Source organism: Streptomyces sp. NPDC101151 (assembly GCF_044768335.1).
In the GTDB taxonomy this organism is placed as follows: Bacteria; Actinomycetota; Actinomycetes; order Streptomycetales; family Streptomycetaceae; genus Streptomyces.
In genome coordinates this window covers 554,651-578,467 of the sequence record NZ_JBIWPP010000002.1, presented here as the reverse complement: position 1 = coordinate 578,467, position 23,817 = coordinate 554,651, and the positions used below count along the sequence as shown (strand labels likewise).

The 23,817-nt window shown below is 69.2% G+C and carries 22 protein-coding genes; 13 read left to right on the top strand and 9 right to left on the bottom strand.

All coding sequences use genetic code 11. The features are described from left to right. The first annotated feature begins 260 nt into the window (after window positions 1-260). The 3 genes from ACIRU3_RS05665 to ACIRU3_RS05655 all read left to right on the top strand — a co-directional run bounded on the left by ACIRU3_RS05665 (window position 261) and on the right by ACIRU3_RS05655 (window position 2,219). Complete coding sequence (locus tag ACIRU3_RS05665; RefSeq protein WP_404051776.1) at window positions 261-968, top strand: DUF899 domain-containing protein; 708 nt, start codon at window positions 261-263, stop codon at window positions 966-968. 331 nt (window positions 969-1,299) lie between these two features. Further along, on the top strand, window positions 1,300-1,743 hold the full coding sequence (locus tag ACIRU3_RS05660; protein ID WP_404051773.1) for an SHOCT domain-containing protein: 444 nt from the start codon (window positions 1,300-1,302) through the stop codon (window positions 1,741-1,743). A gap of 38 nt (window positions 1,744-1,781) precedes the next feature. Continuing rightward, window positions 1,782-2,219 (top strand): hypothetical protein, encoded by a 438-nt coding sequence (locus ACIRU3_RS05655; protein ID WP_404051770.1) that lies wholly within the window; start codon window positions 1,782-1,784, stop codon window positions 2,217-2,219. Between the two features lie 567 nt (window positions 2,220-2,786). Here ACIRU3_RS05655 and ACIRU3_RS05650 read toward each other — a convergent pair. The 5 genes from ACIRU3_RS05650 to ACIRU3_RS05630 all read right to left on the bottom strand — a co-directional run bounded on the left by ACIRU3_RS05650 (window position 2,787) and on the right by ACIRU3_RS05630 (window position 7,297). Beyond that, entirely contained in the window at window positions 2,787-3,464 is a 678-nt protein-coding gene (locus ACIRU3_RS05650) for a GAP family protein (RefSeq protein WP_404051767.1), read from the bottom strand. 274 nt (window positions 3,465-3,738) lie between these two features. After that, window positions 3,739-4,959 (bottom strand): cytochrome P450, encoded by a 1,221-nt coding sequence (locus ACIRU3_RS05645; RefSeq protein WP_404051764.1) that lies wholly within the window; start codon window positions 4,957-4,959, stop codon window positions 3,739-3,741. A 13-nt stretch (window positions 4,960-4,972) separates the two neighbouring features. Beyond that, window positions 4,973-6,364: an NAD(P)/FAD-dependent oxidoreductase gene (locus tag ACIRU3_RS05640; protein ID WP_404051761.1), complete on the bottom strand. Its 1,392-nt coding sequence runs from the start codon at window positions 6,362-6,364 to the stop codon at window positions 4,973-4,975. Next, window positions 6,361-6,588, bottom strand: a complete 228-nt coding sequence (locus ACIRU3_RS05635; protein WP_404051759.1) for a ferredoxin — start codon at window positions 6,586-6,588, stop codon at window positions 6,361-6,363. Before ACIRU3_RS05635 ends, ACIRU3_RS05640 begins: the two co-directional genes overlap by 4 nt. Before the next feature lie 352 nt (window positions 6,589-6,940). Then, window positions 6,941-7,297: a carboxymuconolactone decarboxylase gene (locus ACIRU3_RS05630; RefSeq protein ID WP_404051756.1), complete on the bottom strand. Its 357-nt coding sequence runs from the start codon at window positions 7,295-7,297 to the stop codon at window positions 6,941-6,943. A gap of 405 nt (window positions 7,298-7,702) precedes the next feature. Between ACIRU3_RS05630 and ACIRU3_RS05625 the strand changes: the two genes are divergently transcribed. The 6 genes from ACIRU3_RS05625 (at window position 7,703) to ACIRU3_RS05600 (ending at window position 12,893) form a co-directional block, all read left to right on the top strand. Then, complete coding sequence (locus tag ACIRU3_RS05625) at window positions 7,703-7,867, top strand: hypothetical protein (RefSeq protein ID WP_404051753.1); 165 nt, start codon at window positions 7,703-7,705, stop codon at window positions 7,865-7,867. Between the two features lie 576 nt (window positions 7,868-8,443). Beyond that, window positions 8,444-8,977 carry a hypothetical protein gene (locus tag ACIRU3_RS05620; protein WP_404051751.1) on the top strand — a complete coding sequence of 178 codons (534 nt, stop codon included), beginning with the start codon at window positions 8,444-8,446 and terminating at the stop codon, window positions 8,975-8,977. 104 nt (window positions 8,978-9,081) lie between these two features. Further along, window positions 9,082-9,708 (top strand): ATP-binding protein, encoded by a 627-nt coding sequence (locus ACIRU3_RS05615; protein ID WP_404051748.1) that lies wholly within the window; start codon window positions 9,082-9,084, stop codon window positions 9,706-9,708. Between the two features lie 326 nt (window positions 9,709-10,034). Beyond that, window positions 10,035-10,262, top strand: a complete 228-nt coding sequence (locus ACIRU3_RS05610; protein ID WP_404051745.1) for a ferredoxin — start codon at window positions 10,035-10,037, stop codon at window positions 10,260-10,262. Next, complete coding sequence (locus tag ACIRU3_RS05605; RefSeq protein ID WP_404051743.1) at window positions 10,252-11,646, top strand: NAD(P)/FAD-dependent oxidoreductase; 1,395 nt, start codon at window positions 10,252-10,254, stop codon at window positions 11,644-11,646. Before ACIRU3_RS05610 ends, ACIRU3_RS05605 begins: the two co-directional genes overlap by 11 nt. Before the next feature lie 41 nt (window positions 11,647-11,687). Next, window positions 11,688-12,893, top strand: coding sequence for a cytochrome P450 (locus ACIRU3_RS05600; RefSeq protein WP_404051740.1), 1,206 nt, complete (start codon window positions 11,688-11,690; stop codon window positions 12,891-12,893). 159 nt (window positions 12,894-13,052) lie between these two features. Here the strand turns inward: ACIRU3_RS05600 and ACIRU3_RS05595 are convergent, their stop codons facing one another. Further along, entirely contained in the window at window positions 13,053-14,366 is a 1,314-nt protein-coding gene (locus ACIRU3_RS05595) for a vanadium-dependent haloperoxidase (protein WP_404051737.1), read from the bottom strand. A gap of 638 nt (window positions 14,367-15,004) precedes the next feature. Here ACIRU3_RS05595 and ACIRU3_RS05590 point away from each other — a divergent pair. After that, the gene (locus tag ACIRU3_RS05590) at window positions 15,005-15,475 is read left to right on the top strand and encodes a VOC family protein (RefSeq protein ID WP_404051735.1); all 471 of its coding nucleotides are present in this window, start codon (window positions 15,005-15,007) and stop codon (window positions 15,473-15,475) included. A 69-nt stretch (window positions 15,476-15,544) separates the two neighbouring features. Here ACIRU3_RS05590 and ACIRU3_RS05585 read toward each other — a convergent pair whose 3' ends face one another. After that, a complete protein-coding gene (locus ACIRU3_RS05585; protein WP_404051732.1) occupies window positions 15,545-15,823 on the bottom strand; it encodes a patatin-like phospholipase family protein in 279 nt (92 codons plus the stop codon). A gap of 27 nt (window positions 15,824-15,850) precedes the next feature. Continuing rightward, window positions 15,851-16,654, bottom strand: a complete 804-nt coding sequence (locus ACIRU3_RS05580) for an SDR family NAD(P)-dependent oxidoreductase (RefSeq protein WP_404051729.1) — start codon at window positions 16,652-16,654, stop codon at window positions 15,851-15,853. Window positions 16,655-16,742: 88 nt separating this feature from the next. On the opposite strand from ACIRU3_RS05580, the gene ACIRU3_RS05575 reads away from it, so the two are divergent. Further along, a complete protein-coding gene (locus tag ACIRU3_RS05575; RefSeq protein ID WP_404051728.1) occupies window positions 16,743-17,324 on the top strand; it encodes a TetR/AcrR family transcriptional regulator in 582 nt (193 codons plus the stop codon). Window positions 17,325-17,756: 432 nt separating this feature from the next. Here ACIRU3_RS05575 and ACIRU3_RS05570 read toward each other — a convergent pair whose 3' ends face one another. Continuing rightward, window positions 17,757-20,681 (bottom strand): SpoIIE family protein phosphatase, encoded by a 2,925-nt coding sequence (locus ACIRU3_RS05570; protein ID WP_404051725.1) that lies wholly within the window; start codon window positions 20,679-20,681, stop codon window positions 17,757-17,759. 858 nt (window positions 20,682-21,539) lie between these two features. On the opposite strand from ACIRU3_RS05570, the gene gcvH reads away from it, so the two are divergent. Both gcvH and ACIRU3_RS05560 read left to right on the top strand, forming a co-directional pair. Further along, on the top strand, window positions 21,540-21,962 hold the full coding sequence (gcvH, locus tag ACIRU3_RS05565; RefSeq protein WP_404051909.1) for a glycine cleavage system protein GcvH: 423 nt from the start codon (window positions 21,540-21,542) through the stop codon (window positions 21,960-21,962). A 461-nt stretch (window positions 21,963-22,423) separates the two neighbouring features. Continuing rightward, the gene (locus ACIRU3_RS05560) at window positions 22,424-23,809 is read left to right on the top strand and encodes an FAD-binding oxidoreductase (RefSeq protein WP_404051723.1); all 1,386 of its coding nucleotides are present in this window, start codon (window positions 22,424-22,426) and stop codon (window positions 23,807-23,809) included. Window positions 23,810-23,817: the final 8 nt, after the last annotated feature.

The following is a 23,817-nucleotide window of genomic DNA, read 5'->3' as shown; positions in this document are numbered from 1 at the left end:
GCAGACATACAGCGTGGAGACTCGTGAGACGGGAGGAAGGTTGCACGGCGCACAGCGCTCCACCCACCACCGCCCTCAGCGCCTCCCGTCCCGCGCTCGCTCTCCTTCCTGGCCTTCCCTACCAGCGGTGATGCCTGGTTCTGGGCATCCTGCGGCCTCGCCGCCCGGTGACCGATCGGTCGGTGACCGATGAGTTCCGGGGCCCGGTGGGGTCTGCCTCCGCACAAGCGGAAACTGCGCACGAGACCCTGTGAGGGATCATGACAACCCACGCACTACCCCCCGTCGTCGACGCCGCAACGTGGGAGCGCAGGCTCGAAGCACTGCGTGCCCGGGAGAAGGCCGCGACACGGGAGCTCGACGCCATCGCCGCCGAGCGCCGTCGCCTGCCGATGGTCGAGATGCCCGACTACACCCTCGAGGGCGAGGACGGCCTCGTTCGGCTGGCGGACGTCTTCGAAGGCAAGAGGCAACTGATCGTCTACAACCACATGTGGTTCGCCGGCAAGGAATGGCAGTGCCCGGGCTGCACGGGGTTCACCTCGCAGTACACCCGGCTGGAGTTCCTCGACGCCTACGATGCGCGATTCGTCGTCGTCACCCAGGGACCGATCAAGGAGGCACTCGCCTACAAGCAGCGGGTCGGGAACCGGATGGCGTGGTACTCGACTGCCGACAGCTCGTTCGGGGCCGACGTCGGCGCACCGCCCGACGGAGGATTCGCGGTCAACGTGTTCCTGCGGGACGGCGACACCGTCTATCGCACCTGGCACACCAGCGGTCGGGGTACCGAGCAGCTCAGCCACACCTTCGCGCTGATCGACGTCCTGCCGTACGGACGGCAGGAGGAATGGCAGGACTCCCCCGAGGGATGGCCTCAGGCACCCACCTACAGCCGCTGGGCGACGTCCGAGGACATCGCAGCGCGCTACGGCTCTGGCTCTGGCTCTGGCTCTGGCGGCGGCTGAACCGATCACGGCCGGCCGAGGGCGCCGCACGCCGTCGTCGGCTCAGGTGAGTACGAACCGTCACGGCCGACGGACCGCAGCTGCCGGTTCGGCACCTCGTGCGAAAGGCAACAACGCACCCGCCGACGGCAGATGCGCCGCGCCACGGCGCTTTTGATCACGGAACGGTCGCGACCCGTCACGCCCTGCGGGGCCCCGGCCGCGACCGGAGCCGGGGCCCGCCGCAAGGTCACCCGGACGGGGTGAGGCCACCAGCCCCCGCCTGGCGCACTGTGGACGCAGAACGCCACCCGGGTGAGGCCCCGGGAGGGTGAAGAAGGGAAGCACGCAGATGTACCTCGCGGACGACTATCCCCTGCTCAGCGCCTTCTGGACCATGCTGTGGTTCTTCCTGTGGATCATGTGGTTCTTCCTGCTCTTCAAGATCGTCTTCGACATCTTCCGGGACGACTCGCTGAGCGGATGGGGCAAGACCGGCTGGCTGGTGTTCGTGATCCTGCTGCCGTTCCTGGGCGTCTTCGTCTACCTCCTCGCTCGTGGCAAGGGCATGGGCCGCCGCGATGTGGAACACGCCCGGGCGCAGCAGCAGATGCTCGCTTCCTACGTCCGTGAGACGGCGGCGGGCGGCCGCCCCAGCAGCACCGACGAACTCGCCAAGCTCTCCGAGATGCGTGCACACGGCGACATCACGGAGGACGAATTCCGGAGGGCGAAGGAACTGGTCCTGACCGACAGCGGCCCCATGGGCCCTGCCGCCCCGGGCCACCGTTCCTGACCTTCCCCGATCATCGGACGAAACCAATCGAGGCAGAGATGACCACGACACAGACGACACACGTCCGGAAGCAGCAGTGGGCCGTCGGGCTGACGCTCTTCGCCGCTGTCATGCTGATGGTCGCCGGAGTGCTCGACATCTTCCGCGGCATCATGGGAATCGCCCAGGACGACGTGTTCCTCGCAAGGGGCGGCTACGTCTTCCAGTTCGACCTGACCGGCTGGGGCTGGGTCACCCTCATCCTGGGTGCCGTCGCCGTGGTGGTGAGCATGGGGCTCTTCCGGGCAGCATTGTGGGCACAGATCTCCGGCATCGTCATCGCCGGACTGATCATCATCGCCAACTTCCTGTCTCTGCCGTACTCCCCCGTGTGGTCCACCCTGATGATCGCGTTCTCGGGAGTCGTCATCTGGGCTCTGTGTGTGGTGCAGCCCAGGAGCGCCGACTCCCGCCCGGGTGCGTCGCGCGGCATGTGAGGGAGTCTCGTCACCGAGCTTGCTGCGCCGGCGGGACCGCGAGGGCGGCGACGCGATGCACGGCGCTGGGCCGGAGCCGCCGCGCACCGGCAGCAGTGCCGTGCCGGCTGTGGCTACGTCGAGCGGGTCCGGCTCGTCGGGACCCTTGAGGTGAAGAACAGCGCCAGGACGAGTGACCATGTCGGACGAGTGACCATGTCCGCCCCGGCGCCCGCGTCGGGCGCGGCCATGAGGACCCCCGCGCCCGCGAGCAGCCCGAGCATCCCGAGCCGCACCACCCGCCTCGGTGAGACGTCCGGCAGGAAGCGACGGATCAGTGTCGCGGCAGGTCGGCAGTGTCGGTGAAAGCGGCAGGAGTCGTGCGCCGGTCGCGAGCGCGGACTGTTCGGGAGACGAATCCTCGCCCCGCCACGCGGGTCAGCCGCCTGGCGGGCATGAAGTCGGCGAAGCCCGTCCGGGTGAACCCCCGTGGTGGCACCGATGACGCCTGGCACCGCGCAGGTGAAGAGCCGCAACCGTCCGGCCAGTGGCGAGATCGACGGTCGGGCCCAGAGGTGAGGCCTCGGGCTAAGAGGTGAGGCCGCTGATGCCGTCCCCCAGCAGTTTCAGTCCAAGGACGAAGAAGAGGACCGCCAGGACGGCGATGTTGTGTTGCGCGGCCCAGTCCTTCCAGTTGCCGAGCACGCTCTTGGCCCGATCCCCCATGAGCAGGAGCACCCCGAGCGGAGCCAGGACGCCCAGAGAAGCGATGATCACGAAGACTGCCAGGGTTGCGATCTGCTGGCCGACAGGCAGTCCGCTCGAACTGATCGAGGCACCCGCGGCGATGGTCAGCGGAGCGTTCTTGACATTGGCTGCCGCCAGGGCCGTTCCGAGTCCGAAGATCTTGACGGGTGTGAAGCGGTCGATGGCAGCCATCCACTTCGGCAGCCGCGCCTCGGAAGCGTTGGCAGGGCGCTTGCGCCAAAGCCGTGCGCCGAACAGGAGAAGGAGCACTCCCAGCGCGAGTTTGACGGCACTTGCCCAGGTGGCCGGCTGCGTGTTCGCAGAGGCACCGGCGGACCCCCCGATCACCAGCATCACCGCACCCAGCGCCGAGAGCCCCAGCATCCAGCCGACCGCGAACAGCACTCCGTTGGGCCGCCCCCGCGGGGTGGCCAGGACAAGGATGATCGCGACGACCGGGAGCGGGCTCACGGCGACACCAGCCGCCAGGCCCAGTACATCGCCGAGAGCTTTGCCCATGGCGGCCTCCGAGCGCGTTCAGGGATGAGCGTCGCGACCGGGCTCGGCGGGTCTGACCCCTCTGCCGGACGTCGAAGCCACTGATCCCGAATTCGACGAGAAGGTGCGGAAGTTGCAGACAGCGATCGGGAATGCGATCGGGAAGACGGAGCATCACCTCGCTGAGCCGGTCACGGCCGGCAGCGCGGCCGGCCGGCTCGTCGGCCCGGCCGCTGGACGCTGAACAGGCCTACGACTTTGGCCAGTGCCGCTGCCCGTTCTCTCGGATGTCGCGTCAACCCTTGCCCTGCTCGATGTGCAGATGGATGGGACCGCGCAGCACGGGGCTGCGTCGGTACGGCGGCGTGTCGGCGACCAGCCTCGGCCGGTCGAGTCGGCGTACCAGCTCGCGCAGCGCGATCTGGGTTTCCAGACGGGCCATCGGGCCGCCGAAGCACAGGTGGATGCCGCTGCCGAACCCGAGGTGCTCGTTGTCACGCCGATCGGGGTCGAAGCGGTCGGGATCCTGGAAGCGGTCCGGATCGCGGCTGCCCGAGGCCAGCATGAGCATGATCTGCGAGCCCTTGGGGATGACGGTGTCGGCGACGGTGATGTCGCTGTACGCCGCCCTCCAGGGGATGATGTGCACCGGCGGCTCGTAGCGCAGCAGTTCCTCCACCAGCGGGACGACCAGGTCCGGTTCGTCGCGCAGTCGCTGCAGCACCTCTGGGTGGCGCAGCAGTGTCAGCATGCCGTTGGTGATGAGGTTGACGGTGGTCTCGTGGCCCGCGATCAGCAGCAGGTTGGCGGTGCTGACGATTTCTTCGTCGGTCATCCGCCCGTCGGGCCCGTCATCGTTGGCCAGCCGTGACAACAGGTCGTCACCGGGCCGGCCTTGGCGTTGCTCCAGCAGTCCGCCGAGGTACTCACGCAAGTCCTTGGTGGCCTGCACCCCGTTGTCCAGTTTCTCCTTCGGGTCGGTCTTGGGGTTGTAGTCGATCGAGTCGATGATGGCGTTCACCCACAGGTGGAACCGCGGTTCGTCCTCGCGTGGCACGCCGAGCAGGTGGCAGATCACGGTGACGGGGAACGGGTAGGCGAAGTCGTCGACAATGTCGATCTGTTCCTTGCCCGCGAAGCCGTCGATCAGACTGCTGACGGTGGCTGTCAGGTCGGGTTCCATGCCCGTCACCAGCCCCGGGGTGTGCGGGGGGCCGAAGTGGCGCATCGCCATGCGCCGCAGGCGGTCGTGCTCGGGCGGGTCGAGGTTGATGAACGCCGGCGTGCTACGTGCCTGGACTGCGGCCATCGGATGCGACAGGTTGCGGACGTCGGAACTCAGGTGCGGGTTGTGCAGGATGCCCGCGAGTTCGCGGTAGGTGCTGATGACGAAGCTTCCGTCTTCCTGACGGGCCACCGGCGTCCTGCGCAACTCGGCGTACAGCGGGTACGGGTCGGCCCGGGAGGAGTAGTCGAGGATCCGGCGCAGCGTGTCGGGCGTCTCGGTCGTGGTCATCTCGCCTTCCCTCCTACCGGTGCTGCTGCGCCGATGTGACGCGCCGCTCACCCGGGTCATGTCCGGTGACGACCACCGTGGCTCCCTGGGCGAGCAGGGTGGGGCCCGGGAAGTCGACGGGCACCGGTTTCGTGTCGGCAGGCTGGTCCGGCGTGGGGCAGGGCGGCGGGAAGGGTGCGGCTGTCTCGATCAACTTCCGGTAGTGGTCGAGCCACTTCGCGTTGTTGAAGCTGACTGCCGCGGTGACGCGGCCCCGGTAGCCGTAGGCGGCGACGAAGCGGTGGTCGGGCACCGAACCCTGAGTGACGACCACCTCGTCGGCGAAGGTCGGCACGCCGACGGTCTTTATGTTGACGCCGAACTGGATCGACCAGAACACCGGAATGGACAGGTGGGGCCAGCGGTCCGCCTGGGCGCTGACCATGTTGTGCGCCGCGACCTCGGCCTGCTCCACGGCGTTGGCCCAGTGCTCCAGCGAGATGAGCCGGTACTCGTAGATCGGGTTGGGGCAGCGTGCCACGTCACCGGCGACGAAGATGTCGTCGGTGATCAGGCCGTTGAGGTCGAGGGCGCGGCAGCCCGTGTCACAGGCGATGCCCCAGACACCAGCTGCCAGGCCCGAGTCCCGCAGCCACTCGGTGTTGCGGATGCCTCCGAGTGCCACCACCGCCACGTCGGCGTCGATCGTGCTGCCGTCGTCGAAGTGAGCGCGGCGGAACCGCCCCTGCGCGTCGCCCTCCAGCCGGGTGACCTTGACACCGCACCGCAGGTCGACACCGTGAGCGCGCTGCATGTCCGCCGCGATCTCACCGACCATGGCGCCGAGCGCCCCGACCAGCGGGGCCGGCGCGAGTTCGGCCACGGTCACCGGGATGTCCCGCTCGCGGCAGATGGAGGCGATCTCGGAGCCGGTGAATCCCGCACCTATGACCAGCACACGGGAGGGTCCGGCGGCGAGGGCTCGCTGCAGGCCTTCGGCGTGCTCGCGCGTCCGTACGACGAACACACCCTCCAGGGCCGCCTCGGACTCGACGAACCAAGGACGGGCCCGTACCCCGGTGGAGATCAACACCCGGTCGAAGGGCACCTCGCGTCCGTCGGCCAGGCGCACATGGTTGGTCGCCAGGTCCAGCCCGCTGGCGGGCACGCCCAGCAGCCACTCCGCATTGATGTCACGACGTCGCGGCAGTAGCGTGCCCCCGGCCGGCACCCACCCGGTCAGTACCTGCTTGGACAGGGGAGGCCGGTCGTAGGGCTCGCCCAGCTCGTCACCGATCATCGTCAACGATCCGGTGAAGCCCTCGTCGCGCAGCGCCTCCGCGGCCCGCAGGCCCGCCAGTGACGCCCCGACGATCACGATGCGGCCGTCACGCTTGAACGCTCGCAGGATGTCGGCGCTGGTCATGACGGCGACGCCTCCACGGGCGCCTCGCGCCCCTCCAACTGGTCGACCAGAATCGCCTGGACCGGGCAGGCCGCTGCGGCGCGCAGCACTTGGTCGCGCCGGGCGTCGTCGGGGTTCGGGTCGTACATCAGCGCTTCCTCGCCGTGCATCCGGAACGCGTCCGGAGCCAGGAACGCGCACTGCGCGTACCCTTCGCATCGGGAAAGATCAACGACAACTCTCATCCCGACCTCCACATCAGGGACTGCAGATCTGCGGACCCTGAAGCCGGCGCCACTCCGGCGCGCACAGCGCGACATAGGCTCGATACAAGGGATTCGGCCGTTGCCCGCCCTCTCGCACCGTGCGAGAAGCGCAAAGGGAATGCACCGCGCTCGTCGGGTCTCCACAGAAAGAATTGATCACCGCGAATCAGGCGATGGGCACTTGGCGCTTGGCGTTTGCAAAACCGCCGAGAGAACCTGGCTTTCCTGCCAGAAGCGTATCCCGCGCACACATCACCCGCACCCCGGGAAAGGGGTGACCTGCCCATTGACGCCGGAGCCAGATGGCTCCCAGCCCCGGCCCCGAGCCCGCTCAGGACCCGCTGCGGCTCTGGGTCTCGGCCTTGGCCATTGCTTCGGCATCGGACTCGGCCACTGCGACGGCGAAGCCGAGCGCCTCGGTTATGTGACCTGCTGCCGCCATCACGCGTGCCGTGCCGACGACGGGGGCGATCGCCACGAGAACGTCCTGGACCTGTTCGAGCGTCAGGTTGGCCTTGATGGCAGGGTCGACGTGGGCGAGGTAGGAGATCGCCGGCGCGTCCATGGCCGCCAGTGCGGCGATGCGCGTGAGGATGAGCGTCGCGTCATCCATGCCACACCGCTCGATCGAGTCGATGGTCATGGCGGCGAGCGTGTCGAGAACAGGTGCGTCGGGCGTCGTAGGCATCTCCGGACCGCCTTCTCGTGCTGTGCGAAACAGGCACGCGGCACCGATCGAACAGGGCACCCACGTACCAGCCCCTTCTTGGCTTGCCCATCCACCGTAGGGGTCCTTTGAGCCGCACGCACGCTGAATTGTTCGGGCACTGGAGCCAGCCGCGGAATGGCCTTCCAGCAGGGCTGGGTCGGCGTGCCATCCGGATCCAGGCCATATGGCCACCGACCGTCTCGGGAAAACCGCCAGGCATCGCCGAAATCCGCGGTTCGACGGAGCATGGATCCGGCCCCCTCCACGTCACCGTCTTTCTCCCGCAATTGCATGAGGATGACCAGGGCGTTCGTGTGGCCGGCATCCGGGCGGTACGCGCGGTACGGCGCCCGAGTCACGCTTGCTCTGGGTAAAGCCGGCGGCGTGGACCTCCAGGTCGTGCGGATCCCAGTCGCCGATCCGCCTGCCCGGAGCCTGGTACGAGCCGGGCACAGAGCCGGCTTCCTCGGTAGCGGTGCGCTGGAGTCCCAGCAGTTCGTCCTCCGCAAGGCACAGCACACGGGCCAGGGCAACAACCGTCTCGGCTGACGGAGCAGAAGCCCCTGTCCTGAAGGCTCTTTTCTCGCCGTAATGATGCTTGCGGCGGTCCTCACCGGTGCACTTGCTGAGGTATTTGCCCGAAACCCTCGAACCAGCGGATTACCGCCCCGTGCCGGAAGATTCCGAAAGAACCCAGCGCCGGCCTGGGTGGGCCGCCGTTACTGAAGTCGTGGGCGCCGCGGGGGTCGCCCGCGCGCACAGGGGCCGACAGTCAGGGGCTGCCACGCTCCGTCTGCGGTCCTCGGGCGTCGGACCGTAGGCGGCGCCACATCGCACCAGTCCGTCAGCAGGGGGTACACCCGGTGGCGTCCTGCACTGACGATCGACGAGATGCCGCCGCCGGCGACCGCACGTCAAGGCACCCGGTTCGTATGTCGGTTCACCGGGGCCGCCGATGCGGCCTCGATGAACCTCATGTCTTGCTCAGAGGATTCACGGAAGCCGGCAGTCCGCCTCTCGGCGCTGGCATGATCCCGTCATCCATGGGTGAGGGAACGGTCGGGACGCGACCGTCCGCACCCCGCACCCCGCACCGCGTCGGCTGAGCGACCTGGGAGAACTGACATGTCCCTCCGAACCCTCGCAGGACTGAGCATCGCGTGTGCGGTGCTGCTCGCTCCGCTCACTGGCTGTACCTCGGATCACTCCGAAGCCAAGAAGCCTTCTCGGTCCGCACGTTCCTCCGAGCCGGGCTCGGCTGAGGGGACGGCCACTCCGGGCGGCACCGCGCAACCCTCGGTCCAGGTCCCTCCGGAGCTGGACGCCGATGAAACACTGGCCGGCCGGCAGAAGGCGACTACCGGGAACGCCGGCATCGCCTACGGCAAGGGCAAGAAGGGGGACGCGCTGATCGTCGCGGTGCGCTGCCGAGGCACGGGCAAGATCAAGGTCGCCGTGCGGTCCGCGCACGTCTCCTTCCCGCTGGAGTGCCTCGACGACCAGGTCAGCACCACCTACAACCAGGTGGCTGTCGGCGGAGTGGACCGCAGCGGTGTCGTCTCCGTCGAGGCTCCCTCTTCGGTGCGCTGGTCGTTGACCATAGGCCGCGGTGCGCCCGCGCAGGAGGAGACGCCTACGGCGACGGCTGAATCGCTCTGATGCGCCGGCAAGGGACCATGTTTCGGGGCCGGGTGCACCAGGAGGTGGCGGTTCTTGAGGGAGCCGTCCGCCGGGCCGGCATGAGCCGGTCGGATACTTGCCTGATGGACGTCTCGAGGGGTTCCTGGGTCAACACCACGCATGATTGGTCCAGTGCCGTCGATTTCGATCATCTGGCCCACATCAGACGGAGTCCGGAGAATTTCGCGCCCGGCGGCCCGTGGCACCTTGTCCTTGAGGTGCTTGCCCATGCCGCCGATGAGGCATCGGGCAGGGACGGAGGACGCTGCCTCGTCACTCTCCATCCGGATGACTCCTTTTCCGTGGCGGATGACGGGCGGGGCACCGATACCCGGATGGACGGGCACGGCCAGGTGGTGAAGAAGCCAGTCATGGCATCAAAGGATCTTCGCTTCTTCGACTTCGCGGACGCGGAACTGCTTCCGGATGGCCGTCCTCGTCGCGGCATGTCCGTCGTGGCAGCGCTCAGCGAATGGCTCGTCCATACCAACCGCCGCCTCAATGGGGCCTGGACCCAACGCTACGAACACGGCGTTCCGGTGACCGGCCTGGAGCCTGTCCAGGCCGACGGCACCACCGGGACCCTTGTCCGCTTCAGGCCGGATGAGCCGTTGCGTTCGGTGAGGGTGTCGACGGAGGGGCAGTTGAAGCGTCTTGCCATGACGTGGCCAGATCTGGACATTCACATGGACGACCGCCGTAATACCTGAAGGTCACGGCTGGGTGAGGACGCGAAGCGCCGGCCGCGGCCAACGCCCCATGCAGCCCCCTCGACCACGCGGCGGACACAAAACACCGTCCCTCCTTCACCCCGAACGAGACGTTGCCCGACCGGCAGGAACCAACCGATCCCACTCGATCGAGGTTGCTGCCGAAGCCGCCGCCTCCCGGTTTGCGAGCCCCTCCGCGGGAGTCGATCCTGAAGGTGAGGTACGCCATCCGATCGGGTGGACCGAGCGCAAGAGCTGCGGAGCTCGCGGCGCAGGCCGCTGACGCGCCGGGGAAGACCGCGGCCCGAGCAGGGAGCGGGTACCAGATGAGGCTTGTCGTCGATCTCAACCGGTGCCAGGGATTCGCGCAGTGCGTCTTCCTCGCCCCGGACGTCTTCTCCCTGCACGGGGAGGAGGCGTTGTTGTTCTCCCCTCGCTTCGACGAGGTACAGCGTGACCGGGTGGAGAAGGCTGCGGCCGCCTGCCCGGTCCAGGCCATCCTGGTCGACTACTCCGATGAGCCGACGAAGCGGGTGGAGCCCCATGTCGGCTGACACGGACGTCGAGGTCCTGCGGCGCCAGGGCCGCATTGTCGTGGTCGGTGCCTCGCTGGCCGGTCTGCGCGCGGCGGAGACTCTGCGCGAGCAGGGCTTCACCGGATCGCTGACCATGATCGGCGACGAGCCGTACGAGCCCTATGACCGGCCGCCGCTGTCCAAGCAGGCGCTGCTCGGACGGGCACTGCCGGAGGACACCGCGCTTCCGCGGCGGCGGGACATCGACGCCGAATGGCGTCTGGGCGTCGCCGCCGAGGGGCTGGACCGGGACGCCAAGCAGGTACGCCTGGCGAACGGTGACACCGTCCCCTACGACCGTCTGCTGATCACCACGGGGACCAGAGCGCGGCCCTGGTTCCACCCCGATGAGGCCGCGCTGGACGGGGTGTTCGTGCTGCGGACCCGTGACGACTCCGCACGCCTGAAGCGGAAGCTGGCCGGGGGCGTGTCCCGGGTGCTGGTGATCGGCGCCGGTTTCACCGGCTCCGAAGTCGCCTCCGCCTGCCGGGAGCTGGGCCTTCAGGTCACGGTCGCCGAACGGGGCCCTGCGCCGCTGGTGGGCGCGCTCGGCGGAGTGATCGGCGCGGTCGCGGACCGGCTGCAACGCCAGAAGGGAGTCGACCTGCGCTGCGGTATCAGTGTCACCGCCCTGGAGGGCGACGACATGGGGCGGCTCAGGCGCGCCCATCTGTCCGACGGTTCGGCGATCGACGTGGGGGTGGCGGTCGTCTCGCTCGGTGCCGTGCGGAACACCGAATGGCTCGCCGGCTCGGGAGTGGCCGCGGGTGCCCGGGGCATCGCGTGCGACGCCGGGTGCCGGGTGTTCGACGTCAACGGCATCGTCACCGACGACATCTACGCCGCCGGTGACGTCGCACGCAGCCCCCACCCGCTGTTCGACTATCAGTTCCTGGCGCTGGAGCACTGGGGCAACGCGGTCGAACAGGCCGAGATCGCCGCCCACAACATGATCTGCGCCGGTCCGGACCGCCGTCCGCACCTGTGGCTGCCGATGTTCTGGTCCTCCCAGTTCGGCGTGAACATCAAGTCGGTGGGTGTGCCCTCGCTGGGCGACCAACTGGTCGTCGCCCAGGGGACGCTCGCCGAGGGGCGGTTCGTCGCGGTGTACGGGTTCCGCGGCCGTGTCATCGCCGCTGCGGCTTTCGACGGGGCCAAGTGGCTGGGGTTCTACGAGCAGCAGATCGCGGCCGGCGCCCCCTTCCCGCCGGAGTACCGCACGGTCGACCGCCGTACCGAGACGCTGCATCCTGTCGACCCGGGCTTCCCCGACCCTCACCTGCCCACCCACGGGCCCACCGTCACGCTGACGGGTCACTCACCGAGCGAGCGGCGTGTCGAGTTCGTTCCGTCGCATGCCTGATCACCGCCCCTGAGCCGCCCGGAGCCCCGCAGGAGACACCCATGACGCCCGACACCATCTCCGCGCAGATCACCGACTACGCCAATCGCGCCGATCCTTACCCGCTCTACGCGGAACTGCGCAAGCAACCGGTCAGGCGGGAGGACGACGGCACCTACCTGGTCAGCACCTACTACGAGGTGCGGAACCTGGCCAACGACCCCCGGCTGAGCAACGACACGAGCAACCGCCCACCCGGCTACGCCCGCGTCGGGCAACCGGCGGAGGAGAGCGGCCTGCCGCCCAGTTTCATCTTCACCGACCCGCCCGTGCACGACCGGCTGCGCGACACCATCAACCGGCCCTTCGGCCCCCCGCACAGTCCCAGATTCCTCGACGGCCTGCGCGGAGAGCTGGCCAAGGTCGTCACCGAGCTGCTCGACACCTTCGAGGGCAGGGACCGGGTCGACATCGTCGAGGACTTCGCCTACCCCCTTCCCGTCACCGCCATCTGCAAGGTCCTGGGCGTGCCGCGCGAGGACGAACCGCGCTTCCACGTCTGGGCCGACGCCCTGGCATCGTCACTCGATCCCCAGGCCGGCGACGACGGCCGGGAAAAGGCTCAGCGGGCGCGCCAGGACATTGGCGCCTACCTGTCCGGCCTCATCGAAACCAAACGCCGCCACCCCGGCCCCGGAATCCTCAGCGCGCTCGCCCCCGACATGACACCGGCGGACCTGGAGGCCACCGCGGTGCTGCTCCTGGTCGCCGGCCACGAGACCACCGTCAACGCGATCACCAACACGACCCTCACCCTGCTGCGCCACCCCGACATCCTCGACCGCTTCCAGAAGGACCCGGACCTGGCCGTCCCCCTCATCGAGGAAGTGCTGCGGTACGAGCCCCCGGTCCAGTTCGTCCCGTGGACCACCGCCCTTGCCGACATCGACGTCGCCGGCACCACGATCCCCAAGGGCTCCCCGGTCTGGCTCATGCTGGCCGCCGCCAACCGCGACCCCCGGCGCTTCGAGGACCCCGACCGGTTCGACCCCGACCGCAAGGACAACGAGCACCTGGGCTTCTACACCGGCATCCACTACTGCTTCGGCGCCCCGCTCGCCCGTATAGAACTCCATGTGGCGGTGCCCGAACTCTTCCGTCGGGTCAAGTTTTCCCGGCTGCTCGAGGACCCGCCGCCGTACCGGGCCAACGCGGTGCTGCGCGGCCCCCGCCACCTTCCCGTGGCGATCGAGGGCCTCACGGCCTGAGCGTCGTGGGAGCCCTCGGACGAAGGGTGTGGCGGTGCCGGCGTTCCACGGCTGCTGCGACCCGCGATCCCGGTCAGCGGATGGAGAAGGAAGACCTGTCGAGCCGGGGAGGCGTGACGCCTCCCCGGCTCGACGCCGGGTCCGCTTCGGCCCTGAGGTTCAGTCGGTGTCGTCGCCGCACTTCGTCTCGGCGGACCTGTCCTGCCGAGCCGTCCGTGTGGGCGAGGACGGCTGGGTGCCCTCCTTGGCGACCGGCTGGAAGTAGTGGTCCAGCGCCCAGGCGGCCACGTGGGTGCCGGCCCGGCAGCCGACTACGTCCGCCGTGCGGGAGTGGACACCGCCCCACACACGGGCGTCGATGACGTCCCGGTTGAAGTCGTCGGCGGACCCGTAGAACCGCGTGGTGCCGGTGACCTCGGAGGGGACGTGGAGGTCGATGCGCGAGGTGCCGAGGACGCCGGTCAGGGCGCGTGCCACAGCGGCGGCGACGGTCGTATGGCCGGCGACGTAGTCCGGGTGTGGCGGGGTGAGGAGCAGTGGCTCCCAGACGGGGTCCGGCGTCGTCGCGGGGTTGCCGTCGGTGTCTGCGAGGCGGATGGCGGTGATCGGCCGCCAGGTGCCGTAGTGGAGCTTGGCGTCCCATGCGGTGACGACGGCGTCGGTCGCCGACGTGTTCACCGCGGCGAACAGCCGGGCCGTCTCGGCGATGCCGAGCCGGTGCCGGGCGGCGTGGTCGCGTACGGCTGTCTGAACCTGTTCGACCAGGTTGCCGCTGAAGAAGAGGGCGGTCTCCGTCTGCCGCGCGCTCCTGCCCGAGCCGGTCTTCCCGCCCATGGCCTTCAGCTCCCGGACGTCCTCGGCGTAGGCGGCCGAGGAGAGTGCGGGTGGTCCGCCGGGGCGGAACTGCTTCGGGGAGGCGAGCAGGAGGGGGCGGAGCCTGGCGAGCCAGGTGTCGATGAAGGGCTGGAACGCGGGCGGTGTGGGCCGCCAGACCCCCGGTGCCGGGGAACGGGTGAAAGGAACGTCCGCGAACCTGCCGTCTCCTTCCCGGAGTTCGACGATGCGGGTGGCAGCGCGCTTGCCGTAGTCGACGCCCCGGTCTCTGGCCTGGCCGGCCGGAAGAGCGGCGAGCGAGTCTGCATGAGCTGCGTCGAGCCGCTCCTTGAAGGCAGGGAAGTAGGTGAGCAGCACGTCGTGGGCCGCAGTGACGGCGGCCGCCGCGGAGGACGCCTCGGCCGGACCCCGCTCGCGCCATTTGTACAGGGTGTAGCCGCCTTCGATCCCCACCACGGCGTTGTACACGGCGGCGGAGACGAACCCCTCCCAGATCGCTGCCTGCCCGGAGGGGCGTGGGCCAAGGCCGGCCTTGATCGTGTCGGTGGCGATGGCGTTCCACTCGCGGACCACGGCTGCCGGGTCCGCCGCGGTCCGGGTGCCCGCGTCGGGGGGTCTTGTCGCGGCGGTGAGTGTCACGAGGGCGATGGCCGCGACGGCGCAGATGAATGCTCGGACACGTGAACGCGGAGGAATGAAGAGAGGGGGCTCTTGATGCACAGCGTGCTCCCTGGAGTCGTGTGCCCAAGGCCTAGCAGCGACGCACCGCGCGAGCAAGACAACTCGCCGCGAACCGGACAGTCCTGGGGCGCCCTCGATTGCCTCATCGCTCGCTACGAGGAGATCACCAGCGGACGGGCCCTGCGCCCACCCCGGGCCTGGGCGAACCGGCCGTCCCGATGGCCGAGCCAAGCGACCATGCTCTGACGAGGAGAGGAGCGGCCCGAAATCCTTGGTGCGGGTGATGGGCAGGAGGCGGAAGTACCTGCCCGGACACGACACGGGCCGCATCGCACCGCCCACTGCGTCCCGCCGGAACGGGCACGCAACGAGCACGGGTCCCGGCCGGGCAGGAGCACGCGCAGACACGGCACGTGTGTCGACGGGCGGGCCGCCTCCACCAGGAACCGAAGAAGTGCAGGGCCGGGCCTCCGGACTGCGGCTGTGGACTTGATCAACGCTGCGACTGCGACCTTGCCGGGATCCACCGATGAGTTCCGCCGGCTGGGCCGGTCTACCAGGACGTACGCCATCGAGCCACCGACTGGAGACCCATCATGGCCAAGCCCGCACACCCCGGCCGCATGCTGTTCGTGAACATCCCCGTAGCGGACCTCGAGCGCAGCAAGGCGTTCTTCGCCAAGCTCGGGTTCGGCTTCAACCCGATGTTCACCGACGAGACCGCCGCCTGCATGCCGGTCGGCGAGCACGCCTTCGTCATGCTGCTCGGCCGCGAGAAGTTCGCGGAGTTCGTGAAACTGCCGATGGCCGATCCCACCACGCACACGCTGGCGCTGTACTGCTTCAGCGTGTCGTCCCGCGATGAGGTCGATGCGGTCAGCGCCGCTGCGCTCGCGGCGGGCGGCTCCGAGGCGGACGGCGCCGAGGACTTCGGCTTCATGTACTCACGCAGCTTCTACGACCTCGACGGCCACGGCTGGCAGGTCATGTGGATGGACCCGGCGGCCGCCGAGCAGGGCCCCGAGGCGTTCGCGGCCTCCACGCAGGAAGCCGACACCCCGGCCTGACCCACCACCGCGTTCCGCACGTGCGCCGTCGCCGTGCGGCCGACCGCCCCAGCCACGACGGTTCTGACCTCATGCACCGTGTGCCCGCCTCTTGAGGCGGGCCTGCGCCATCGCGGACAGAAGAGCCGACGAGCCCTGCGCCAACTGATCCGCGGTCATGGCCTGCCCCCCCGTGGCGAGCGCGCGCAGGGCCCCCGACGGCTCGGCTCCGCACGCCAGGAACGCTCCCACCAGGGCACCCGCGGAGGTACCGACGACGACGTCGGCACCGGACAGGTCGCAGCCGGCCTCGGCCGGCCCGGTCGGCAGCCCGGTCTGCCGGCCGATCCCGACGGCGCCTCCCCCCACCCAGCACGACAGCGTTCCTGTCCATCGTCACGCCCCCTCAGCGGTGAGGCGGCCGATGGCCCGGACGACCTGCCGTCGGGTGGCCAGACGACGGCCGAGGAAGGCCATCACCCGGTTCGCGCGCCCCACGATGACGCTGGGCGGCGGGTTCCGCCGGTCCAACGCGGCGAGTGCGGTACGGACGACATCGGCCGGCGCGGCGAGTTTCGTTCCTCCGGCGGCCTGCTCGGTGCCGACGACGTCGAAGAACTCGGTGCGGGTGGCGCCCGGGGACAGGGCCAGCACCCGCAGACCGGTGCCGCGCGATTCCTCCCACAGCGCCTCGGTGAGGCTCAGCACGAACGCCTTGGTCGCCCCGTAGAGCGCCATCCGCGGGTTGGGCTGGTAGGCGGCCATGCTCGCCACGTTGACCAGCACCCCGCACCCCGCCGTCCGCAGCTGCTCGATGAAGGCGCGGCTGATGTCGGCCACGGCGGTCACGTCGACCGCGATCTCCTGGTGCAGCCGCACCGGATCGGCCTGGTGGAAGGGGCCGAAGCTGGCGAACCCGGCGTTGTTGACCACGCTGGTGACGTGCAGGCCGAGTTGCTCCAGCTGCTCGGCGAGCGCCTGCCCGGGGTGGTCGGTGGCCAGGTCCATGGCCAGGACGTGCACCTGGACCCGGTGATGCTCGCGCAACTCGGCTGCCAGCGCCTCCAGACGTTCCCGCCGGCGGGCGACCAGCACCAGGTCGGAGCCGCGGGCGGCGAGCCGGCGGGCGAACTCGGCGCCGAGGCCCGCGCTGGCGCCGGTGATCAGTGTGAGCTGACCGCGGTAGTCGACAGCTGTCATGAATCCCTCCCGATTGCAGTCACTGCTTTTCTGGCAGTTAATGCCAGGGTGGCTGTCGCTGTCCAGTGGGCAGGTACGATTGGTTTCCATGACGACCTTGTGGGACCGATCGCGGCAGGTAGCCGTCGAGGCGATCCTGGACACGGCGGTTCGCCTGTTCACCGAGCAGGGCTACGAACAGACGACGATCGCGCAGATCGCGCGGGAGGCGGGGATCTCGCAGCGCTCCCTGTTCCGCTACTTCGGCACCAAGGAGGACCTGGTCTGCGGGGACCAGGAGGCGCTGGGCGAGCTGCTGAAGCAGACCGTCGAGCAGCAGCCGCCCGAGGTCTCCGCCTGGGATGCCCTGCGCGCCGGATTCGAGGCCATCCTGACCGCCGACCACCCCCCCGAGCGGGTGCTGGAGCTGTCCCGCCTCATTTTCGACACCCCGTCACTGCGCGCCCGCTACATCGAGAAGCGGCTGCGCTGGCAGGCCGAACTCGTCCCGGTCGTTCAGGCCCGCCTGAGCCCTGCCGCCCCGGCCCCCGACCCGCGCGCCAGGGCGATCGTCGCGACGGTCTTCGCCTGCGTCGACACGGCCACCGAACTCTGGGCCGCGAGTGAAGGGCGACTCGACCTGGCCGACCTCTACGACCAGTGCCTCGCAGCGGTCCGGGACGGGGGCTGAGACACACCACTCCCGGCCAACCGCCGCGGCCCGCACGTACTCCCCCGCCGTCGGCAGGAGAGCGAGCTGCCTCGAACCTTCGCGGGAAGGTGCCACTCAGCCGATCTGCGAGCCGCCTCCAGGGCCCGGCAACGGTGTCCGTGGAGAGGCCGGCGGCACCGGCGGCCGAGGACGCGAAGCACCAACAGCCGCCGACGCAGCCGCCACCTCCTCCCTCGCCCCCGCCGGCGTCTCGACCACCCGATCCAGTGCCTCACTCACCTCAGTGGGCGTGACCCCTCGAAGCCGGCGCCGGCGCCGCGTTCTTGACCGCCAGTGGCAGCAGTTTCTCGCCCGTCGGGCCGATCTGACTGTGCGTATCCATCTGCGGGCAGGTGACCGCCCACACCCGCACCACGCAGTGTCAGAGCGCCGGGCCTCGGAACTCGCAAGTCAGGCTGAGGCCGTGGGGAGAGGCTGTTCGGTCCAGATCGACTTGCCGCTTCGGGTGTGTCGGGTGCCCCAGCGCCGGCAGAGTGCGGAGATGAGCTGCAGGCCTCGGCCACCCTCGTCGGTGGCGGAGGTGTGGCGGATGTGCGGCGTGGTCAGGCTGGCGTCGGAGACCTCACAGATCAGTGCGCGACTGCGGAGCATGCGCAGCCGGATGGGGCCGCAGGCGTGCCGGACGACATTCCCGACCAGCTCGCTGACCAGGAGTTCGGTGGTCATGATCAGGTCCTCGTCGGCCAGGTCCCAGTCGGTGAGCTGGGCGCGGACCAGCTCACGGGCCTGGCCTGCCGCCATCGGGTCCTCCGGCAACGGCCACTCCGCGACATTTTCCGCGTCCAGCGGGTGGGTGCGGGCCAGCAGCAGGGCGGCGTCGTCCACCAGCGCACCTTGGGCGGGGAGGAGAGCAGAGGTGAGGGTGGCGCACAGGGCGTCCAGATCGGACGCGTCCGCCAGTGAGGTCGGCATGGCGTTCACGGACTGAGAGAGAAGCTCGGCGAGGTGGCTCATGCCGGTGGTGACGTCCCTGTCCTTGCTCTCGACCAGGCCGTCGCTGTAGAGGGCGAGCAGGCTGTCGGCAGGCAGCAGGGTCTCAAAGGTCTCGAAGGGAGGAGCGGCCACCCCCAGCGGCGGATCCGGGGTCATGGGCAGGAAGGTGACGGGGCCGTCGGGGTGGGCCACCGCCGGGGGCGGATGACCGGCGCTGGCGTACGACAGACGCCGGGTCACCGGGTCGTAGATGCCGTACAGGCAGGTCGCGAAGGCATCGTTGCCCAGGTCGCCGACAATGTCGTTGAGGTGGCCGAGGATTTCGTCGGGTGGCAGTTCAAGCTCCGAGAGGGTGCGCACGGCCGTGCGGAGGCCGCCCATCGTGGCGGCCTCCGCCATGCCGTGGCCCATGACGTCGCCGATCACGAGCGCCACCCGGGCCGCGGACAGCGGGATCACGTCGTACCAGTCGCCGCCGACGTCGGCACCCTGTTTGGCCGGCTGGTAGCGCGCCGCCGCCGTCACCTCGGGCAGCTCGGGCAGTGCCCGCGGCAGCAGGCTGCGCTGGAGAGTACGGGCCCGGGTCGTCGCCTCGTCATAGAGCCCGGCCCGCTCCAGGGCCTGCGCGATCAATCCGCTGAGCGCGGTCAGCAGGGTTCGTTCGTCATCGTCCAGCACCCGCGGTCGGCCGAAGGAGATCACCGCCGCGCCGATCTCGCGCCCCGATACCGCCAGCGGCAGAAAGGCCCATGCCTCCTTGCCGCCCTCCCGGATCAGGATCTCGGTCTTCGGGTATCGCTTCAGGAGCTCCTCCGGGGAGGAGATGAAGAGCGTGGTGCGGGTGCACAGGGCGTCCCCCACCGGGCCGGTGGTGTCCCTCACCGTCCACTGCCCGTCCAGCCGTCGGGTGAAGCGCTCCGAATATCCCCGGGAGCCGACCACGGTCAGCCGGTCGCCGACCACGCCGAGCATGACGAGTCCGGTGGCCCCGAGGGGTGCCATCACGCCGTCGGCCACCGCCGCCATCACATCCTGGGCCGTGACGGCCTCGGCCAGCTCCCGCGTGATCCGCTGCACCAGGGCCGCGCGCTCCGCCGCCGCCCGCTCCGCCGCCGCCCGCTCGATCTCCCGCAGATGCCGCTCCGTGGTGTCGGTGATGTAGAGCGTCAGACCTTGCGGCACCGGTACCAGCCGCAGGTGATACCAGGACGTCCCGTCCGGCCCCGGTACGTCGAATCCGGCCGGTTGGCCCTCGGCCGCGGTGGCTCGGCACCGTTGCTCCAGCCCCGGCACGGCATGCAGCGCGGGAATGTCCCAGAGCAGCGCTCCGGCCACATCTCCTGCGGCGCCGAAGAGCCGCTCGGCGGCCTGATTGAGAAATCCGATGCGCCAGTCCGTGTCCAGGGAGACGAAGCCGTCGCTCATGTGCCGCAGCGCCTGCCCCACCGACTCGGCGGCGGTGTGCGTCTCGCTGCTGTCCCGGAGGGTGCCGATCACCTTCACCGGTGTCCCCTCTTCGTCCGTGACCGTCCGGGCGCGAGCCTCGATCCAGAGGTACGTGCCGTCCTGGCGCCGGACCCGGTACTCGTCCTGAAAGCCGCCGCGGAGCTGGATGCCCATGTCGAAGCCGCTGACCGCCCCCGGCAGGTCGTCCGGGTGGATCAGTTCTGCCCACGCCTCGATGCCACCGGCCATCACCTGCGGATCGACACCGGCCAGCACCTCCTCGACGGGGCGGTCGGAGGTCAGCTCACCGGTACGCAGGTCCCAGGTGTACGTGACGGACGGCACCCGTTCCGCATCCCACGCGGGTGCCTCCTGTTCGGTGTCCCACGGGGAAGTCTCCCGCGGCCCCGCCCCGTTCTCCAGGGCGCGCAGCAGGGTGGGGGACGGATTGAGGATCCCGGACGACCTGAGCCTCTCGGACATCCATGCCGCCACCTCGTTCAGAAAGGCGCACTCCGCCGCGCCGGGCTCGTCGCCCGGGGCGAAGAGGACCGAGAGCGCGCCCCGCCGTCGGCCGCCCGGGATGGGGACGGCCAGGTGAGCGATACCGGCGGGGACTCGGGAAGGCCACAGGGCGGCGGGGTCCCGGCCTGGCACCGGGTCGGGCGGGGCCAGGTCGGGCCGCCAGGTGAGGGTGTCCTCGCGGGCGGCCCTGCTGGGCGGCGCCGTGCCCCGTACCGGGATGATCAGCCAGGGCCGGATCATCGACTCCGGCAGGCCGCTGTCAGCGACCAGGTAGAGGATGCCGCTCATACCGCCGCCCGGGAGATGAACCATGCCCCCCAAGCCGTGCACCTCGGCCACCGCCTGCTGGAGCGCGGTCAGCAGCACTTCGACATCGCGCCGGTCCTTGTCCACGGCGTCGAGCAGCCGCATCCGCATGATAGGGCGCTCCGAGGGCCGTACGTTCCGTACAGCTTGTACTGCAACCGAGCCCTGCGGCTGGTACAGCGGAGGAGAGGAGCGGGGCATGGACGGGACGGTGTTGTGCGCATCGCCGCCTCTGGAATTCACCACTGTCGACAGCCACCTCCGCTCGCCCGCCGGGCCGCTTGGGTTTCGGATGCGTACCTGCGGCGATCTACATCCGCAGAATCCACCCTAGTCGGGACAACTTAATTGATTTCACCCACTCAGGGGAACCGCTCGCATGTAAATGACCGACAGTGGGATCAGCTCACCGTTCGTCACCGTTGAGGCTTTGCCCGATGGCTTGGATCGGACACGCATGGGGCGCGACGCCTGAAAGGGCGAAGGGCGGGCTCGGGAGGCACTCCCTCCGCATCGAGGCACAGTGATCCGCGAGCTGCCTCCAGGGCGCGGCAGCGGCGTCCGAGAGGACGCCGGCGGCGCCGACGGGCGAGGGAACGAAGCAACGACCGCAGCCAGCGCCGCAGCCACCTCCTCCCCGCTCACCCCCCACCTCGACCACCCGATCGAGCGCCTCGCCCACCTCAGTGCGCGTGACCGCTCGAAGCCGGCGCCGGCGCCGCGTTCTCAATGACCGAGTCAAGCGCGTCCGGGCCCTCCTCCGAAGCACCAGTTTGGAAGATCGCGTACGAGGCTGGAGGCCGGCTCGGCAAGATGCTGACGTGCGCCTTACTGGCTCGGTACCCGTGGCTCCCCGTTGTTTCCCGCTTCGAGCCCTTGGATCGGGCACGCGAGGGGGCACGTGTGGCTCTCTGTAGCCCATGCGAGGGAACCCGTGCTCATACCCTTCACCCTCTGGGCATGATGGACGCGTTGATCGTCTACGGCTTCAGGGGAGCGAGCATGTCGAACATTCCGACTGAGCTGCGGTACGCCGAGTCGCACGAGTGGGCGCGACGGGAATCGGACGGCGTGGTCACGGTCGGCATCAGCGATCACGCTCAGAAGGCTCTCGGAGACGTCGTGTTCGTGGAGTTGGCTCAGGTCGGCAAGGCCTTCGATGCCGGCGATGCTGCCGGTGTCGTGGAGTCGGTCAAGGCGGCAACGGATATCTACGCGCCGGTTGGCGGTGAAGTGATCGCCGTCAACGACGAACTGGCGGACAGTCCAGAGCTGCTCAACGAGGAGCCCTACGAAGCTTGGATCTTCAAGCTCAAGCCGTCGAAGGCGCGTGAGCTTGAAAGCCTCCTGAACGCTGCTGGATACAAAGCCGCGATTGGCGAGTGACCGGCGCAGTCGCACCCCCATCAGCCCACCACCTTCCCCAGCTCCCATTCCGTACGCCACCACGGACCCGCGGTCGCGAACGGCGCCCCTCCATCCCGGTGCCGGCCGATCCCCCGCCGGAGGTACTGCTCTGACCGTGGCCGCACGGTGCGGTGATCGACTCATGGCAACCGGTCCTACCCACATGTGGGCGCGCGTCGGCGAAGCCCGCGCGGAGCGGGCCGAAGGCAGGAGCGTCGCGCGGAGCGGAGCCGGGAAGCGCGCCCGGCGGAGCGGAGCGCAGCCGGGGCTTGACAAGGTGGAGCAGCGCGTAACTCGGCTGCCGTTGAGCTGATGGTCAAGAGGACACAGACCGTGAACGACTCTGGTCGTCGCGGACTGTTCAAGGCAACGGCGTTGCCGACACCGACGCGGTCGTCGTCCCGGGTCTTACGACTGCGGAGGCCCCGGGCGCGAGTGCCGTGAGCGAAGGAACCGAGAGCGTGAAGTGTCCACCGGCGAGGCTGACCGGTCGCATCGTTCGTCCCGACGACCCCGACTACGCCAAGGCGAGTCTGGGCTGGGACGAGCTGTTCGTCCACTATCCCTTGGTCATCGTCTACGCCCAGAAGACTCAGGATGTGGTCAACGCCCTCACATGGGCACGGCAGCATGACGTTGCGCTACGGGTGCGAAGCGGCGGCCACAGCCTTGAGGGCTGGTCGAACGTGGACAACGGCATCGTGATCGATGTCAGCGAACTGAAGTCGGCTCACATCGACACCACCGCTCGCACGGCGACGGTTGGCGCCGGGCTCAGCCAACTGCAAGCAGTGACCACGCTCGCACAGAAGAACCTTGCGGTGACGACCGGAACGGAAGGCAGCGTAGGCCTGACCGGCGCGACGCTCGGAGGCGGCTTCGGCCTGCTTACCCGCTACCTCGGCATGGCCTGCGACAGCCTGATCGGCGCCGAGATCGTCGTAGCGGAAGGCGCAGACTGCGCCAAGGTGATCAACGTCGACCTGGAGAACCACTCCGACCTGCTCTGGGCCCTGCGCGGGGCAGGCAACGGCAACTTCGGGATCGTCACGTCCCTGACCTACGAGGTGACTCCGCTGAAGAGCGTCACCTACCTGCAAGCGACGTGGGACGGCATCGGGGACCTGCAAGGGGTCTTCGAGGCGTGGCAGCGCACGGCGCCGGTCGCCGACAACCGCCTCGGCACCCAGCTCGAATTCCGCAGGAACCAGTCCCTGCTGTTCGCAGTACTCGCGGAAGGAACGCCGACGGAGGCGAAGAAGCTGCTGGCTCCGATCCTGTCGGTCGGCAACCCTGATGTCACGGTGCAGGTCGGCAACTGGGGCGACGTGTATGCGGCGTTCCAGATCCCGATTGAGGACGAGCCCGCGAACTGGAAGTTCTGCTCGCTGTTCACCAACACGCCGTTCCCGAGGACAGCGATCAGCGTGATCGCCTCGTTCATGCGTGACGCACCTACGGGTGACAGCAACTTCTTCACCCAAGCCTTTGGCGGGGCTGTCAGGAAGAGCCCCCGCGGCGGTACGTCGTTCCCCCATCGTGACGCGCTCTTCTACTCCGAGCCCGGTGCCGGCTGGGGAAAACGCGGTGTACCGGGCAGCGGCAACGAACTGACTCCGCAGGCCCAGGCCTGGATCGCCGAGTTCAACCAGGCACTGCGGCCCTACGTGAACGGTGCCTATGTCAACGTTCCGAACATCGGGATGCAGAACTGGGAGACCGCCTACTGGGGAGACAACCTCGACCGGCTGCGCAGGATCAAGGCGAAGTACGACCCCCGGAACGTGTTCCAGTACGAGCAGAGCATCCCGCCCGCGTTCTGCTGACCGACAAC